At 70.6% G+C, this 14,899-nt stretch carries 15 protein-coding genes; 4 read left to right on the top strand and 11 right to left on the bottom strand.

Annotated elements, in window-relative coordinates; genetic code table 11:
- The first annotated feature begins 71 nt into the window (after positions 1-71).
- Positions 72-557, top strand: coding sequence for a protein kinase domain-containing protein (locus tag V5E28_RS14050; RefSeq protein ID WP_336207286.1), 486 nt, complete (start codon positions 72-74; stop codon positions 555-557).
- Positions 554-787 (top strand): hypothetical protein, encoded by a 234-nt coding sequence (locus V5E28_RS14045; RefSeq protein ID WP_336207285.1) that lies wholly within the window; start codon positions 554-556, stop codon positions 785-787. Before V5E28_RS14050 ends, V5E28_RS14045 begins: the two co-directional genes overlap by 4 nt.
- A 3-nt stretch (positions 788-790) precedes the next feature.
- Here the strand turns inward: V5E28_RS14045 and V5E28_RS14040 are convergent, their stop codons facing one another.
- Complete coding sequence (locus tag V5E28_RS14040) at positions 791-1,318, bottom strand: MarR family winged helix-turn-helix transcriptional regulator (RefSeq protein ID WP_336207284.1); 528 nt, start codon at positions 1,316-1,318, stop codon at positions 791-793.
- Positions 1,319-1,479: 161 nt separating this feature from the next.
- Between V5E28_RS14040 and V5E28_RS14035 the strand changes: the two genes are divergently transcribed.
- Positions 1,480-3,624, top strand: a complete 2,145-nt coding sequence (locus V5E28_RS14035) for an MMPL family transporter (RefSeq protein WP_336207283.1) — start codon at positions 1,480-1,482, stop codon at positions 3,622-3,624.
- Positions 3,625-3,626: 2 nt separating this feature from the next.
- Here V5E28_RS14035 and V5E28_RS14030 read toward each other — a convergent pair whose 3' ends face one another.
- Both V5E28_RS14030 and V5E28_RS14025 read right to left on the bottom strand, forming a co-directional pair.
- Complete coding sequence (locus tag V5E28_RS14030) at positions 3,627-4,826, bottom strand: tetratricopeptide repeat protein (RefSeq protein ID WP_336207282.1); 1,200 nt, start codon at positions 4,824-4,826, stop codon at positions 3,627-3,629.
- A complete protein-coding gene (locus V5E28_RS14025) occupies positions 4,820-6,172 on the bottom strand; it encodes an ATP-binding protein (protein WP_336207281.1) in 1,353 nt (450 codons plus the stop codon). The genes V5E28_RS14030 and V5E28_RS14025 overlap by 7 nt, the downstream gene beginning before the upstream one ends.
- Positions 6,173-6,445: 273 nt before the next feature.
- Between V5E28_RS14025 and V5E28_RS14020 the strand changes: the two genes are divergently transcribed.
- Positions 6,446-7,351 carry a helix-turn-helix domain-containing protein gene (locus V5E28_RS14020; protein ID WP_336207280.1) on the top strand — a complete coding sequence of 302 codons (906 nt, stop codon included), beginning with the start codon at positions 6,446-6,448 and terminating at the stop codon, positions 7,349-7,351.
- A gap of 3 nt (positions 7,352-7,354) precedes the next feature.
- Here the strand turns inward: V5E28_RS14020 and V5E28_RS14015 are convergent, their stop codons facing one another.
- The 8 genes from V5E28_RS14015 to V5E28_RS13980 form a co-directional block, all read right to left on the bottom strand.
- Positions 7,355-8,182 carry an SAM-dependent methyltransferase gene (locus tag V5E28_RS14015; protein ID WP_442945812.1) on the bottom strand — a complete coding sequence of 276 codons (828 nt, stop codon included), beginning with the start codon at positions 8,180-8,182 and terminating at the stop codon, positions 7,355-7,357.
- A 157-nt stretch (positions 8,183-8,339) separates the two neighbouring features.
- Positions 8,340-9,818 (bottom strand): 3-hydroxyacyl-CoA dehydrogenase, encoded by a 1,479-nt coding sequence (locus V5E28_RS14010; RefSeq protein ID WP_336207279.1) that lies wholly within the window; start codon positions 9,816-9,818, stop codon positions 8,340-8,342.
- The gene (locus tag V5E28_RS14005) at positions 9,815-10,042 is read right to left on the bottom strand and encodes a hypothetical protein (RefSeq protein WP_336207278.1); all 228 of its coding nucleotides are present in this window, start codon (positions 10,040-10,042) and stop codon (positions 9,815-9,817) included. Before V5E28_RS14005 ends, V5E28_RS14010 begins: the two co-directional genes overlap by 4 nt.
- Positions 10,027-10,302: a hypothetical protein gene (locus tag V5E28_RS14000; protein WP_336207277.1), complete on the bottom strand. Its 276-nt coding sequence runs from the start codon at positions 10,300-10,302 to the stop codon at positions 10,027-10,029. Before V5E28_RS14000 ends, V5E28_RS14005 begins: the two co-directional genes overlap by 16 nt.
- A gap of 114 nt (positions 10,303-10,416) precedes the next feature.
- Entirely contained in the window at positions 10,417-11,559 is a 1,143-nt protein-coding gene (locus V5E28_RS13995) for a N(5)-(carboxyethyl)ornithine synthase (protein WP_336207276.1), read from the bottom strand.
- A gap of 165 nt (positions 11,560-11,724) precedes the next feature.
- Positions 11,725-12,612 (bottom strand): carbohydrate ABC transporter permease, encoded by an 888-nt coding sequence (locus V5E28_RS13990; RefSeq protein ID WP_336207275.1) that lies wholly within the window; start codon positions 12,610-12,612, stop codon positions 11,725-11,727.
- Position 12,613: 1 nt separating this feature from the next.
- Entirely contained in the window at positions 12,614-13,459 is an 846-nt protein-coding gene (locus V5E28_RS13985; RefSeq protein ID WP_336207539.1) for a carbohydrate ABC transporter permease, read from the bottom strand.
- A gap of 71 nt (positions 13,460-13,530) precedes the next feature.
- The gene (locus V5E28_RS13980) at positions 13,531-14,880 is read right to left on the bottom strand and encodes an extracellular solute-binding protein (protein ID WP_336207274.1); all 1,350 of its coding nucleotides are present in this window, start codon (positions 14,878-14,880) and stop codon (positions 13,531-13,533) included.
- Between the last annotated feature and the right edge of the window lie 19 nt (positions 14,881-14,899).

The following is a 14,899-nucleotide window of genomic DNA, read 5'->3' as shown; positions in this document are numbered from 1 at the left end:
AGAAATGTCCTGACTCGTCCCGCTAGGGTGCGTGAGGTTGATCGACAGCCGTCTCGGGAGTCACGTACGCCATGCCGAATGCCGCACCCCTGCGAGAAGGTGATCCCGCCGCCGTAGGGGCCTACCGGATGGTCGGCCGGTTGGGGGCGGGTGGCCAGGGCGTCGTCTACCTGGGGCAGGCTCCCGACGGCAGGCTCGTGGCCGTCAAGGTGCTGCGCGAGGGCGTGGCGGGCGGCGACCGGTTCGCCAAGGAGATCGCCGCGGCACGCCGGGTCGAGCCGTTCTGCATCGCCCAGGTGCTGGACGCGTCGCTGGGCGGCCGGCCGTACATCGTCAGCGAGTACGTCGAGGGGCCGTCCCTGCAGCAGGCGGGCCGCCACGCGGGCGCCGACCTGCAGCGGCTGGCCGTGAGCACGGCCACGGCGCTGGCAGCCATCCACCAGGCGGGCATCGTGCACCGGGACTTCAAGCCCGCCAACGTCCGCTGGCGTACGTGCGCGTCCAGGGGGCATCGAAGATCAATTCTGACGGCGTCACCTGCCACACCGGCTCGATGAACTTCGGCGCCGGGATCGACTCCACGAAGCCGGCCGCGCCGTACTCCTATCAGTGGATCTACAACGGGAAGGTCGTCGAGAGCGGCTCGTCGCGGTTGCCGGCGGGCAGCCGCAGCGACTACGTGAGCTCGAAGACGATGGCCCGGCCGTCGGACGGCACGCACACGGTCACCTATCGGATCACCGCGCCGAACGCCAGGACCGAGTCCACCACGTTCGTCATGTGCTGACCGTCAGCGGTGCGCGCCCGCGGCGAGCTCCGTGAGCGTCCGGCCGGCGCGCGCCAGCCAGTCGGCGATGACCTCCAGCTCGGACTCCGAATAGCGGGAGTGGAGGTCGAGCATGGCGTCGCGGATCCCGAGGGGGGCGCCGGTCGCCGGAACGGTGCCGGGCATCTCCGTGGGCCGCACGATCACCTTGCGCCGGTCGTCGGGGTGCCGGTCGCGCTCCACCAGGCCGCGCGCCTCCAGCCGGTCGATCAGCACCGTGACCGAGCCGGTGGCGAGCTTCATGGAGTGGGCGATCTCGCCGGGGGTCATCGGCCCCTCGATCCGCAGGAGCGCGTAGCACTGGAAGTCGCTGGGATTGAGATCGAGGCCGATCGACATCGCGTGCAGCAACCGGATGAGCCCGGCCGCCAGCCGCTGCCCGTCCGTCTGGATCGCCAGGTAGAGGTGGTCGCGGGAGCGCCCCGCCCCGTCCCCGTTGCCGGCCGGTGGCGCTGACCGGTCGGATCCCGCGGTGTCCGGCGCGCCGTCCATCAGTCTCCTCAGCGGTCGTTCCTGCACGTGATTGTAGGGGTGGGTGTGGGGTGCCCGCTCGGTCCGCTGAAGTGCGAGTTCTTCGCCGTACGCATATATCTTGTTTTTCGAGATACTAGAATACCGAGATATATGCGTACGGCGGCCTCGAGAGGGACAAGATGATCACTGACCAAGCCGCGCGACACCGGTCCACCCCACCGGTGCGGGGCTTACGGCGGCGCAGGGTCTGGTACGGCGCCGCCGTGCTCATCGCACTGGTCTGGCTCGCCGGCGCCGGACCGCTCGGCAGCTTCATGGGCGCGCTGTCGGAGGTGCAGACCAACGACTCCGCGGCCTTCCTCCCGGTCGAAGCTGAGTCCACGGAGGTGCAGCAGGCGCAGAAGGCCTTCCAGGACAGCGGGGCCGTCCCGGCCATCGTCGTCTACTCCGCCGCAGAGCCGATCTCCCGCGAAGGGCTCGCCGCGCTGGCCCGGGACGCGGAGCGGATCGGCGCCCGCCCCTGGGTCGGCGGAAAGATCGCCGGACCCATACCCGGCACCGAGGACAAGCGCGTCGCCCAGCTCGTCGTCCCGGTGGCGGAGTCCGCCGACGTGCGCGCCGCCGTCAAGGAGCTGCGGCTGCTGCTCGCGGACAGCGCCGCGCCGGGCACCACGGTCCAGGTGGCAGGCCCCGCCGCGCTCGCCACCGACCTCGGCGCCGCCTTCGGCGGGATCGACGGCGCGCTGCTCGCCGTGGCGCTGGGCGCCGTCCTGGTCATCCTCATCGCGGTCTACCGCTCACCGCTGCTGCCCTTCGTCGTCATCATCGCCGCGATGCTGGCCCTCGTGCTGGCGGCCGCCGTCGTCTATCTGATGGCCGACGCCGGCTGGATCGAGCTGAACGGCCAGAGCCAGGGCATCCTGTTCATCCTCGTCGTCGGCGCGTGCACCGACTACGCCCTGCTGCTGGTCGCCCGCTACCGCGAGGCGCTGTACGGGCAGGCCCGGCCGGTCGAGGCGATGCGGACCGCGCTGCGCGGCACCGTCGAGCCGATCCTCGCCTCCGGCGGCACCGTCATCCTCGGCGTGCTCTGCCTGCTCGCCAGCGACCTCACCTCCAACCGCGGCCTGGGACCGGTCGCCGCGCTCGGCATCGCCGCCGCGCTGGCGTCGGCGCTGACCTTCCTCCCGGCGGTGCTCCTGCTTCTCGGCCGGGCCACGTTCTGGCCGGTCAAGCCGCGCCCGTCAGGCGAAGCGGTCGTCGAGACCGGCGACGTCGTGAAGCGGAACCCGCTGTGGGGCCGCATCGCCACGGCCGTCGACCGGCGGCCCCGCGTCTACTGGGCGGCGACCATCGCCCTGCTGGCCGTGGCGGCCGCGTTCGTCCCGCAGTTCCGCGCCGAGGGCACCTCGCAGCTCGACGTGTTCCGCACCGAGGTCGAGTCGGTCGAAGGCCAGCGGACGCTGGAGCGCGGATTCGGCGCTGCCGGCTCGGCCACGCCCGCCGTCATCGTCGCCGACGCGGACCGCCTGGACGAGGTGGCCGCCGTCGCGGGGAAGGTCGACGGGGTGAGCGACGTCAAGCCCGTGACCCGAGGCGGCGCCGAGGCGGAGCCGAAGGTCGTGGACGGGCGGGCGATCCTGCACGCCACGCTCTCCCAGCCCGCCGAGTCGGCCGCCGCCGTGGAGATCGTCCGCGCGCTGCGCGCCGGCGTGCACGCCGTTCCGGACGCGGAGGCGCTGGTGGGCGGGACCGCGGCCGTCACCCTCGACACCCTCGACACCTCCTCGCGCGACCTGCGCGTGGTCATCCCCCTTGTCCTGCTGGTCGTGCTGCTCGTGCTCATCGTGCTGCTGCGCGCCCTGGTGGCCCCGCTGGTGCTCATCGCCACCACGGTGCTGTCGTTCGGTTCGGCGCTGGGGGTGGGCGCGCTCGTCTTCAACCACGTTCTCGGCCTGCCCGGAGCCGACCCTGTGGTGCCGCTGTTCGCGTTCGTGTTCCTGGTGGCGCTGGGCATCGACTACAACATCTTCCTGATGACCCGGGCGCGCGAGGAGACCGTGTGGCACGGCAACCGTGAGGGCATGCTGCGCGCCCTGACCCTGACGGGCGGCGTCATCACCTCGGCCGGCGTGGTCCTGGCCGCCACGTTCGCCGCGCTGGCGGTGCTGCCGCTGCTTTTCCTGCTCCAGCTCGCCTTCCTGGTGGCCTTCGGCGTGCTGCTGGACGCGCTGATCGTCCGCTCCCTGCTGGTCCCGGCGCTGGCGCTGGACATCGGCCGGTGGATGTGGTGGCCCAGCCGGCTGGCCCGCCGCGACCGCTGAGCTCAGGCGGGCGCCTGGTCCCCGCGGAACAGGCGCCGTACGCCCGACGCCACCCAGATCGTGGCCAGCGCGGCGTAGGCGCTCAGCAGGGCGGGACCCACCGAGGCCACGACGACCGACGTGGCGATGGCCAGCGCCAGCAGGCCCGCCCACCCGTACAGGACCGCCCGCCCGCGAGACGAGCCGGTGTGGGCGGCCTCCTGTACGGGGGTGACCAGCGCCATGACGGCCACCCCCGCGGTGCCGACCGCCTCCTGGCCGAGCGCGATCCCGGCCGCGAGACCCGCCGCGCCCACGACGGCGAGGCAGCAGCTCAGCACGGCCACCCGGGCGTCGGCGCCCTCGAACAGCAACTGGGTGGCCTTGGCGCGGGCCAGCCGCAGCGTGGTCCACGCCTCGGCGAGCCAGGCCGCCCAGTGCAGCAGCGCGATCAGGACGAAGACGGCGATGACCGGCGGGACGGCGGGCAGCAGGAACAGCAGCCGCCAGCCGCCGCGGAACCTGCCCTGCAGCCGAGCCAGCCAGCGGTAGATCGGGTTGCGCTGCTTCAGCGCCACCACGAGCAGATCCCTGGCCTGGTCGAAGCCGGGATCGAGGCGGAGCACCTCACGGAAGGCGTCGGCGGCGCGGCGCGGGTCGCCGAACGCGAGCGCCGCCCGGCCGTACACCAGGTGCGCGGTGGCGTTCTCCGGGTCCAGGCGTACGGCCTGCTCGGCGGCGGCCTGGGCCGGCTCCGCCTCGCCGAGCGCGGTGTGGGCCAGCGACAGCAGGCTCGCCGGCTCCGACTGCTCCGGATCGAGGGCCAGACCGCGGCCCGCCGCGTCGGCCATCTCGCGCCACTGGCCCTTCAGCATGTGCGTGCGGGCCAGCAGCGACCAGGTCGGCGCGTGCTCCGGGGAGAGCGCCAGGGACGCCCGGATGGCCTCCATCGCCTGGTCAGGCCGGCGCGTCCGGTAGTGCACGTGTCCGGCCACGTAGTGCGGGAACCAGTGGTCCGGCGCCAGCCGCACCGCCTCGTGCGCCTCGGCGACGGCGTCGGCCGCGTTGCCCTGGCCGACCAGAGCGAGGGCCAGGAAGGAGTGCGCGGTGGCGTGCTGCGGGTCCTGGGCGAGCACGCCACGCAGCTCCCGCTCGGCGTCCGCCGGGCGGCGCAGCTCCAGCAGCGTCCGCGCCCGCTCGATCGAGCCGGTCGCAGCTACCACTTGCCCTTGCCGCCCTTGATCCAGGGCAGCAACTCGTCCCAGGCGCCGGAATCGTTGGCGTGCATCACGTAGTTGCGCGCGGTGGCCATCCACTCGCGCACCGAGCTGGGCCGGACGGCCTGGGCGGCGGTCAGCAGGTCGGCCGTCGTCAGCGGGATGGCACGGCCCGCGCTGATGGACTGGTGGAGCTTGGCCTCGACCGCACGGTCCACCACGCCCTTCAGATCCGCGCCGACGAATTGCTCGGTGATCCGTGCCACCGCGTCGAAGTCCATCTCGGCCAGCGGCTTGTCCCGGCAGAGGATGCGCAGGATGGCCGCGCGCGCCGAGGCGTCGGGCGGCGGCACGAAGACCAGCTGGTCGAACCGGCCTGGACGGCGGAAGGCGACGTCGATGTACCAGGGGGCGTTCGTGGCGGCCAGCACCAGGACCCCCTCGTTGGCGTGCTGGTCCACGCCGTCGAGCTCGGCCAGGAACTGGTTGACCAGTTGCCGGTTGTGCGCCTGGCGCATGTCGGAGCGGCGGGCGGCCAGCGCGTCGACCTCGTCGAAGAACAGCACGCACGGCCGGTGGCGGCGGGCCAGCTCGAACGTGGCCCGCAGGTTGCGCTCGCTGGAGCCGATGTACATGTCGAGGATGTCGGCCAGCCCGACGTTGACGAACGACGCGCCGAGCTCGCCGGCGGCGGCCCTGGCCAGATGCGTCTTGCCCGCTCCCGGAGGCCCGTACAGCAGCACCCCGCCGCCGGCTCGCTTGCCGAACGCGGCGAACAGCTCGGGCTGCTGGACCGGCAGCAGCAGCTTGACCCGCAGCGCCTCCTTGACCGCCTCCATCCCGGCCACGTCGTCGAAGGACGTGGCGGAGCGCTCCACCTCCGCGCTGATCTGATCGTCCTGCGCGGCGGCGGCGTACGGCTGAGCAGGCGTCGCGGACGGCTGGACGGGAGGCGCGGCCAGCCGGGCGGCCAGGTCGGCGTCGCCGACGGACGGGTCGCGGGAGACCGCTTCGTGGTAGCGGTAGGCGGCGCGGGCCGCGTCCCCCTCGCCGAGCAGCGCGCGCGCCGCGAGCACGCCCAGCCGGGGCGGATAGCCGGGGACGGCCAGGAGCGGCTCCAGCGCCGCCAGCGCGGGACCGTAGGCGCTCTGCCTGACGAACGCCTCCGCCAGTCCGGCCGTGATGTCGGGGTTCTGCGGGGACAGCAGGAGGGCGGCCCGGTATTCGGCCTCGGCCTCGGCCAGGTAGCCCTTGGCCAGGAGCTGGCCGGCGAGGTGCTGCCGCAGGGGAAGGTTGTCCGGAGATAGACGCGCCGCCTCGCGGAGCGGCTGGAGGCCGGCATCGTCGAGCACGTGCTCGGTCCCTTCTGTCGCAGGCTGGGATGGGTCTCAAACCACGCAAGGCTACCGAAACCAGCCGCGGGCGGTGGCTGCCGCGAGAGATACGTCCGCACGTCGAGGAGCGAGATATGTTGATATGTCGTCCCAAATACCAGACCGGAACTCCGGGGCCGACCCGGTAGATGAAAATAAAACCATTACTGGCGTGGTCGTGGCGTCTGGGGTGATCGGCGTGGCAGGATAATCAAAGGTCAGGCCATGAATTTCGCCGATTTAGGAGCATATATGCCGAATGCTCGTGGGTTGGGCGATCTGACCGAAACTGGCGGGCGGGATGCCCGGCAGTCCGGGCCTACGGCGCTGCGGATACTGGTCGGTGCCCAACTGCGCCGGATGCGCGAATCGCGGGGGATCTCCCGCGAGGACGCGGCGTACGCCATCCGGGGCTCACACTCCAAGATCAGCCGTTTGGAGCTGGGCCGCAGCACCTTCAAACCGCGTGACGTGGCCGACCTGCTCACCCTCTACGGCGTCGTCGAGGAGGCCGAGCGCGCCGCCCTGCTCGCCCTGGCCGAGCGGGCCAACGCTGTGGGCTGGTGGCAGGACCACCGCGACGTGGTGCCCGACTGGTTCGAGGCCTACCTGGGGCTGGAGCAGGACGCGGCGTTGATCCGCCTGTACGCGGTCCAGTTCGTGCCCGGCCTGCTGCAGACCGAGGACTACGCCCGCGCGGTCGTCAACCTGGACCACGAGGGCGGCCCCGCCGGGCAGATCGAGCGCCGGGTCGCCCTGCGGATGCGCCGCCAGGCGATCCTGGCGCCCCCCGACGAACGCAAGCTCTGGGTGGTGATCGACGAGGCGGCGCTGCACCGCCAGGTCGGAGACAGGGCCACGATGCACGCCCAGCTCGCGCACCTCGGCCGGATGGCCGAGCTGCCGCACGTCACCATCCAGGTGATCCCGCTCGACTACGGCGGCAACGTCGGCGGCGTCGGCTCCGTCACCATCCTCCGCTTCGCCGAGGCCGAGCTGAACGACGTGGTCTATCTGGAGCAAATAGCGAGCGCGCAGTATCTCAGCAGGGAGTCCGACGTCGATCCGTACCAGCACCTGATGAACGAGCTGAGCCTGCACGCCCAGCCCTCCACCCGGACCCCCGCGATCCTGTCCGCGATCGTCGACTCGCTGTAGGACCTACGGCTTGCGGGCGACCCCGCACAGCGCGTCCACCTCGACCGGCGAGGCGAACGGGTCGGGATCCGGCCGCCACAGCGGGATCGACACCACTCCCGGCTCCACCAGCTCCAGCCCGTCGAAGAAGGCGGCGAACTGCTCGCGGCTGCGCAGGGTGTAGGGCGCCGGAGCGCCGTCGCCCTCGTTGAAGTCGTCCTGGGCCTGTTCGAGGGCTTCGCCGGTGACGACGTTGACGCCGTCCCACATGGCCAGATAGCTGCCGGACGGCAGGGCGTCCACCAGCCTCCCGACGATCCCGTACGGCTCCTCGTCGTGACCCAGGTAGCCCGCGATCCCCATCAGCATGAGCGCGACGGGCTGGTCGAAGTCCAGCGTCTTGGCCGCCGCCGCGAGGATCGCGTCGGGATCGCGCAGGTCGGCGTCGACGTAGTCGGTGGCGCCCTCGACGGTGCCGACGAGCAGGGCGCGGGCGTGCACCAGCACCAGGGGGTCGTTGTCCACGTAGACCACACGGGAGGCCGGGGCCACCCGCTGGGCGAGATCGTGGGTGTTGTCCACGGTGGGCAGGCCCGTGCCGACGTCGAGGAACTGCCGGATCCCCACCTCGCCGGCCAGATGGCGGACGATGCGGGCGAGCAGGTGCCGGGACAGGCGGGCGATGTCGACGATGTCGGGGAACGCCTCGCTGAACTGGTCGCCGGCCACGCGGTCGACGGGGTAGTGATCCTTGCCGCCGAGCCAGTAGTTCCACATCCGCGCGGAGTGCGGCACGGTGGTGTCGATCTTGGGAGGGAGCATCGGGTCGGGTAGGGCCGATTCGTCAGTCACGAAAGCTTCTCCTGTTGTGTGCCATTCGCCGTAATTCATCCAGTCTCCTGGTATCCCGTACGCCTGTCACCCAACAAAGCGGCATTTGTGGACGTTTCATGATGAATGCGGAGATGGCAAATAACGCACCATTCTGGGGATCGCGGCGGGCCGGCTATCACGTCAGGGCCTCTCCGGTCAGGGCGCGGCGGCGCAGCAACGGGCTGGGGCGGTAGCGGGGGTCGCCGTACGCGTCCTGCAGCGCGACCAGGATCGCGTGGACCGTCGCGGCGCCCCACCGGTCTCCCCAGGCGAGGGGACCGAGCGGATAGTTGGTGCCGAGCCGCATCGCGGTGTCGATGTCCGCGCCGCTCGCGATCTCCTGGTGCAGCGCGTCGGCCGCCAGGTTGACCAGCATGGCGACGGTGCGGGCGACGGCCAGGCCGGGCACGTCGTCGAGCACGTGCACGTCCAGCCCGGCCGCCTGGAGCAGGCCGGTCGCCTCGTCGAGGGCGAGCCGGGGGCACCCGTCGGACGCCGCGACCGCGATCGCCGTGGCCGTGTCGTCGTCCAGCGCGCGGTCGACGACGATCACGGGGGAGCCGTGGCGCGCGGCCAGCTCCGTCGCCGTCGTGCCGGTGCACCGGACGAGCAGCGCCCCGCAGGGCAGCTCGACGCCGTCCGCGCCGTCGCCTTCGAGTACGGCCACGCCGGACCGGCCCAGCAGCGTCCGCAGGTCGCCCGCCCGGTGCGCGACCACCTCCGGCGGCGCCGCGCTCCGTCCCGCCCCGTCCGAGGTGGGTGCCCCTTCCGGCGGGTAGGCGTACACGCCGCGTCCCGACTTGCGCCCGAGCCGGCCCTCCTCGACCAGGGCCCGCTGAGCCGGCGACGGCGCGAAGCGGGAGTCGTACCCGAAGGCGGTCCACACCGAGCGGGTGACCGCCTCGTTGACGTCGTGCCCGATCAGGTCCATGAGCGCGAACGGCCCCATCCGGAAGCCGCCGGCCCCGGTCAGGACGGCGTCGATCGTCTCCGGGCGGGCGGCTCGCTCCTCGTACAGCCGCCATGCCTCGGCGTAGAACGGCCGGGCGACCCGGTTGACGATGAAGCCCGGCGTCGCGGCCGAGCGGACCGCCGTCTTGCCCCAGGCCGTGACGAGCTCCCCGGCCATGGCGATGACGGGCTCGGCCGTCTCCGGGCCGGGCACCACCTCGACCAGGCGCATCAGCGGAGCCGGGTTGAAGAAGTGCAGCCCGATGACCCGCTCGGGGTGCCGGGTCCCGGCGGCGATCGCGGCGGGAGACAGCGAGGAGGTGTTGGTCGCCAGCACGCAGCCGGCGGTCACGTGCTCCTCCAGCTCGGCGAACAGCCGCCGCTTCACCCCGAGGTCCTCGGCGACGGCCTCCACGACCAGACCCGCAGGCGCGAGTGCGGCGGGCGTGTCCACGGCGGTGAGCAGGAGGTCGTCCGGCCGGACGGCGAGCCTGCCCTTCTCCGCCAGCGCCTTGACCCGCTCCCGGATCTGGTCGGCGGCCCGGCCGGCTGCGCCTGGAGCCGAGTCGTACAGCAGGACCGGATGCCCCGCCACCGCAGCCGTCTGGGCGATGCCCGACCCCATGGTGCCCGTGCCGACCACCCCGACGACGACTGTGCTCATGCCGGACGCTCCTCGGGCATAGGTTCTCCTCCCCGCCGATGATGCCAGCCGATCCGCCCGGCCGACATGCCCGCCGCGACCAGTGCCAGGAACACCGCCACGGCCAGCACGCCGAGCACGGTGAAGGCGGCCCGCCAGCCCGCCATGTGCCCGATGAGGGTGCCGGCCGGGACGCCGAGCACCGAGCCCAGCGGGACGGCCGAGAAGATCACCGCGGTGCGCACAGCATCGTGCGCCTGTCGAGCCGCCGGGTGGCGACCGTGACCGTGGGGGCGGCGATCGCGGCCAGGAGCCCGGGCACCGTCATCATCAGGCCGGCCGCGCCGTCGGAGATCGCGAAGCTCGATCCGATCGACGTGAGCAGGCCGATGGGCAGGATCTCCGCCGTGACGATCGAGAAGATGCCCGCCATCAGGGAGACGACGGCCAGCCAGCTGATCAGCGGAGATCGGACGGGCGGAGGGGAGAGGGTCGTTGTGGTCACCCGGCAAGTGCATCGGTCCTGACAGCCGGGCGCCGGCAGGATTGCGACCTCACCAGCGTGCGGCTCGATCGGGAACAAGCCGACCCGCACACCGGCGAGTTCCCCCGCCAGGGACTACCGGCGCGGGTGCGGGTAGTCCGGTGAACGGTGCTGGAAGGAGAGGATGGCGGGGTTCTGTACGACGCCGTCGCGGATCTCGATGGCCCGCTGGACGGTGTCGCCCTCGTCCCACGCCTTGGGGCCGCCGAGCACAGTTCGCAGGTGCGGCAGCAGGGCCTCGCTGATCTCCCAGGTCGCGGAGTTCCAAAGGTAGGACGGGCTGTGGTCGACACCGTAGTAGTGGACGCCGTCTCCCACCTCGAACATCGGCTGGGTGAAAGTGGTGGGACGCGCCCAGCTGAAACCCATCCCCTCGTCGCAGGAGACGTCGACGACGAGCGTTCCCGGCGCGAAGGCGGCCAGATCGTCCTCCTCGACGAACATCAGCGGGTGGTCGGTGTCCTGCAGCACGCAGTTGACGACGATGTCGTGGCCGGCGATGAAGGAGGCCAGCGGCACCCGGCCGGTGTCGGTGAGCGCGTAACTGCGATGGGGATCGTCGGCCTCGTGCTCGATACGCACGATGCGCGCGGAGTGGATCGGTGAGGCGACCGCGGTGATGTCGCGGAAGGTGAGGAGATCGACGTCGTTGACGCCGTGCGCGTTCAGTGCCGTCACCGCGCCCCGGCCGCTCGCTCCGAAGCCGATGACGACCGCCCGCAGCCGCCGCCCGTAGTCGCCGGTCGTCCCGGTGAGCGCCAGGGCGTGCAGTACGGAGCTGTAACCGGCCAGCTCGTTGTTCTTGTGGAAGACGTGCAGGTTGAACGTGCCGTCGCTCTTCCAGTGGTTCATCGCCTCGAAGGCGATCAGCGTGAGCCGCCGGTCGATCGCGAGCTGGGTCACCTCCTCGTCCTGCACGCAGTGCGGCCAGCCCCACAGGATCTGTCCGTCGCGCAACTCCTTGAGGTCCTGGGCAAGTGGCTTGGGGAGCAGGATGACGTCGCACCGCGCCACCAACTGCTCCCGTGGCAGGAGCCCGGCGACGTGGGGAGCCAGTTGCTCGTCGGAGACGCCGAAGCGCTCGCCGTAGCCGCTTTCGAGGTAGACGCGGTCCCGCAGGTCCGCCTCGATCCGGTCGACGTGCAGCGGGTGGATCGCCAGCCGGTGCTCGTTCTCCTTGCGTGAGCGGGACACGACTCCAAGACTGAGCTGATCCATTAAGGACTCCCTTTGATTGACCTCATTTCTAGCACAACGCAGAGCGTGTAATCGCCAGAATGGTCATCAATGGCAACGTCCATTGTTATGTGAAAGGCCCGCTGTTTGTCGTGCGGGCTTTTCAAAGAATGGCGTGGAGTTTTCCTCCCTAGGGGTGCGTGGCCGTCACTTGCCGAATCCCGCCGTCAGACCGCTGAGGATCTGGCGCCGGCCGAACACGTACAGGATGAGGATGGGCAGCGAGGTGAGCAGGACGGAGGCGAGCACGGCCGGGACGTTCACGCTGTACTGCCCCTGAAAGCTCCACAGGGCGAGCGGCAGAGTCCGCTTGTCCGGGCTCTGCGTGAGGATCAGCGGCAGCAGGAATCCGTTCCAGATCGTCAGCGCGTTGTAGATCGTCACCGTGACGACGGCCGGCCGGGTGAGGGGCAACGCCAGCCGCCAGAGCGTCCCCCACTCGGTGGCGCCGTCCAGCCGCATCGACTCGAACAGTTCCTTGGGGATGTCGCGGATGAAGTTCGACAGGACCAGCACGGACAGCGGGATCGCGAAGGCGATCGACGGCAGGATCATCCCCAGCAGGCTGTCGTAGAGGCTCAGCCGGATGATGATCAGATAGATCGGGATGATCGTCGCCTGGAGCGGGATGGCCAGGCCCATGAGGAAGAGCGAGTTCACCGACTTCAGGAACCGGGAGTTGCCCCGCACGATCGCGAAGGACGCCATGAAGGAGACGGCGACCGCCGGGACCACCGCGCCGACGGTGACGATGATGCTGTTGAGAAAGTACAGCGGGAAGTCCGACGCGATGACCAGGGCGTAGTTCTGCAGGGTGGGATCGCCCGGCGGCAGCAGCGGGTTGGTCGCGTAATAGGTGCTCTGCGACTTGAAGCTGGTGATGACGATCCAGTAGATCGGCACGATCACGATCACCAGCCAGATCCACCCGGCCGCACCGCCTAGCCAGTTGCGGTGGCGGACCGGGGTGGAGCGGCTGTGCCGGTGCGGCTTGGGAGCGCTCTCTTTGGGGCGCGTCGCGAGGGTCGTCCCCATGTCAGGCACCTTCCAGCTGGCTGTCGCTGTCGCTGCCGCCGCCGATCCGGCGCAGCAGCAGGGCCAGGACGAGGCCCACGAGGACGAGGATGACGGCGATCGCGCTGGCCGGGCCCATCAGATTGGCCTGGAACCCGCGCTTGTACATGTCCAGGGCGAGCACCCTGGTGGCGTCGCCCGGCCCGCCCGCGGTCAGCACGAAGATCAGGTCGAAGAACGTCAGCGAACCGACGACCATGAGCGTCGACGACGTGATGACCGTGTACTTGAGCTGCGGCAAGGTGATGCTGAAGAACTTGCGGATCCGCCCCGCGCCGTCCAGCTCCGCGGCCTCGTACATGGAGCGCGGGATCTGCCGCACCCCGCCCTGGTAGATCAGCGAGTGGAACGGGATGAACTGCCAGGACACCACGAAGATCACGACGCCGAAGGCGAGGACCGGCTCACCGAGCCAGTCCTGCACCAGCAGCGGGATCTGCAGCCCCGCGCCGAGCCCGAAGTTCGGGTCGAGCAGGGCCTTGTACGTGATGGCGATGGCGGCCGAGCTGAGCAGGAGCGGGATGAAGTACAGCACCGACAGCACCGCGCGGTAGCGCTGCTGACCGGCCAGGAACACCCCGAGCAGGATGCTCAGCGGTGTCTGGAACGCCCACGACAGGGCCATCACCAGGAACGTCACCCAGAGCGCGTGCGGCAGGCCGGGGTCGGCGAGGACCGCGCGCCAGCTGTCGAATCCGGACACCTGGATCTCGCCGAGGCCGTCCCACGAGGTGAAGCTGAGCGCGAGGACCCCGATCAGCGGGATCACGCCGAAACCGGTGAAGAGGACCAGCGCCGGCACGGCCATCCAGCCCAGCGAGCCGCCACGGCCCCTCTGCCGGGAGGCCGTGGCGGTGGAGGCGGGGGTCGCGACCGTGCTCACTTGCCGATGACCGCGTTCATGTTCGTGGCGAACTCCTTCGGCGAGATCGACAGCTGGAACAGCTTGGAGATGTTGTCCAGCAGCACCTCGGCGGCGGTCGGGCTGAGCGCCTGGTCCCAGGACTGGGCGAAGGTCTTGGCGTTGACGGCGATGCCGTAGACGAACTTGAGGAACTCGGCGTCCTTGGAGGAGGCGAACGAGGCGTCGGCGCCCTTGACGATCGGCACAGCGCCGGTCTCGACCCACTCCTTCACCGCCTGGTCGCCCATCAGCTCGGTGGCGAAGAACTTCTTGGCGATCTCCTTCTGCTCCGGGGTCGCCTTGGAGGAGATCGACAGATACTGGCCGGGGTTTCCTACGGTGTTGCTCGGGTCGCCCGTGCCGCCGTCGATCGGCGGGAAGTTCATGTAGCCGAGGTTGCCGCCGGAGACGAAGTCGCCGCCGTCGGTGGACATGCCGCCGTACGTCCAGCCGCCGTGCAGCATCATCGCGGCCTTGCCGGTGTAGAGCAGCGCCTGGTCGGCGTTGGAGTCGGCGGTGATCGAGGAGAAGCCCTTGATGAACCCGTCGGCCTTGACCAGCTCCTGCACCTTGCCCAGGGCGTCGATGGCGATCGGGTTGTTCCAGGCGTCCTTCTCCTCGTCGAACACGGCCTGGAACACCTCGGGGCCGCCCATGCGGTCGAAGAGGAACTCCAGCCACATCATGTTGGTCCAGCGTGACTGGCCGCCGAGCGAGAACGGCGCGATGCCCTTGGCGTTGAACTTGGGCACCAGGTCCATGATGTCGCCCCAGGTCTGGGGCGGTTCGGCGCCGATCTTCTCGAAGGCCCGCTTGTCGTAGTACAGGACGATCGGCTGCATCGTCTCGCACGGCATGGCGTAGATCTTGTCGTCGATGGTGGCCGCGCCGAAGGAGGAGGGGAACAGCCGGTCCTTGACCGCGGGGTTCTGGTCGAACCACGAGGTGAGGTCCTCGACCTGGCCCGCCTGCACGTAGCTGCGCAGGCCGCCGCCGCCCCAGCCCCAGATGAGCGTGGGCGCCTGGCCGGCTCCGATCGCCGTCTTGATCTTCGTCTTGAAGGCGTCGTTCTGGAAGGTCGTTCCCGCGATCTTGCCGTTCGGGTTGGCCTTGTTGAACCGCTCGACGGTCCTGGTGCGGACGCCTTCCTGCGGCTGGGTCGACAGGTACCAGTAGGTGGCGCCGCCGCCACCGCCCCCGCCGCCGCTCGCTTCGGCGCCGGGCCTGGCCGGCCCCGAAGTGCCGCAGGCGGCGAGCGCGGCTCCCAGGGGAATGCCCATGGAGAGGGTGAGGAAGTTGCGGCGTGATGTTGTCCTGGGCTCCACGCTGATCTCCGTACTCGAA

Source organism: Nonomuraea sp. LPB2021202275-12-8, assembly GCF_037044575.1.
Taxonomy (GTDB): Bacteria; Actinomycetota; Actinomycetes; order Streptosporangiales; family Streptosporangiaceae; genus Nonomuraea.
This window is presented reverse-complemented; position numbering and strand designations above follow the sequence as displayed.

Bases quoted from the DNA above. Each gene is read 5' to 3' on its own strand.
- V5E28_RS14010 (WP_336207279.1), bottom strand. From the start codon at position 9,818: ATGAGCACAGTCGTCGTCGGGGTGGTCGGCACGGGCACCATGGGGTCG.
- V5E28_RS14020 (WP_336207280.1), top strand. From the start codon at position 6,446: ATGCCGAATGCTCGTGGGTTGGGCGATCTGACCGAAACTGGCGGGCGG.
- V5E28_RS14040 (WP_336207284.1), bottom strand. From the start codon at position 1,318: ATGGACGGCGCGCCGGACACCGCGGGATCCGACCGGTCAGCGCCACCG.
- V5E28_RS13995 (WP_336207276.1), bottom strand. From the start codon at position 11,559: ATGGATCAGCTCAGTCTTGGAGTCGTGTCCCGCTCACGCAAGGAGAAC.
- V5E28_RS14050 (WP_336207286.1), top strand. From the start codon at position 72: ATGCCGAATGCCGCACCCCTGCGAGAAGGTGATCCCGCCGCCGTAGGG.
- V5E28_RS13990 (WP_336207275.1), bottom strand. From the start codon at position 12,612: ATGGGGACGACCCTCGCGACGCGCCCCAAAGAGAGCGCTCCCAAGCCG.
- V5E28_RS13985 (WP_336207539.1), bottom strand. From the start codon at position 13,459: ATGGCCGTGCCGGCGCTGGTCCTCTTCACCGGTTTCGGCGTGATCCCG.
- V5E28_RS14035 (WP_336207283.1), top strand. From the start codon at position 1,480: ATGATCACTGACCAAGCCGCGCGACACCGGTCCACCCCACCGGTGCGG.
- V5E28_RS14045 (WP_336207285.1), top strand. From the start codon at position 554: ATGAACTTCGGCGCCGGGATCGACTCCACGAAGCCGGCCGCGCCGTAC.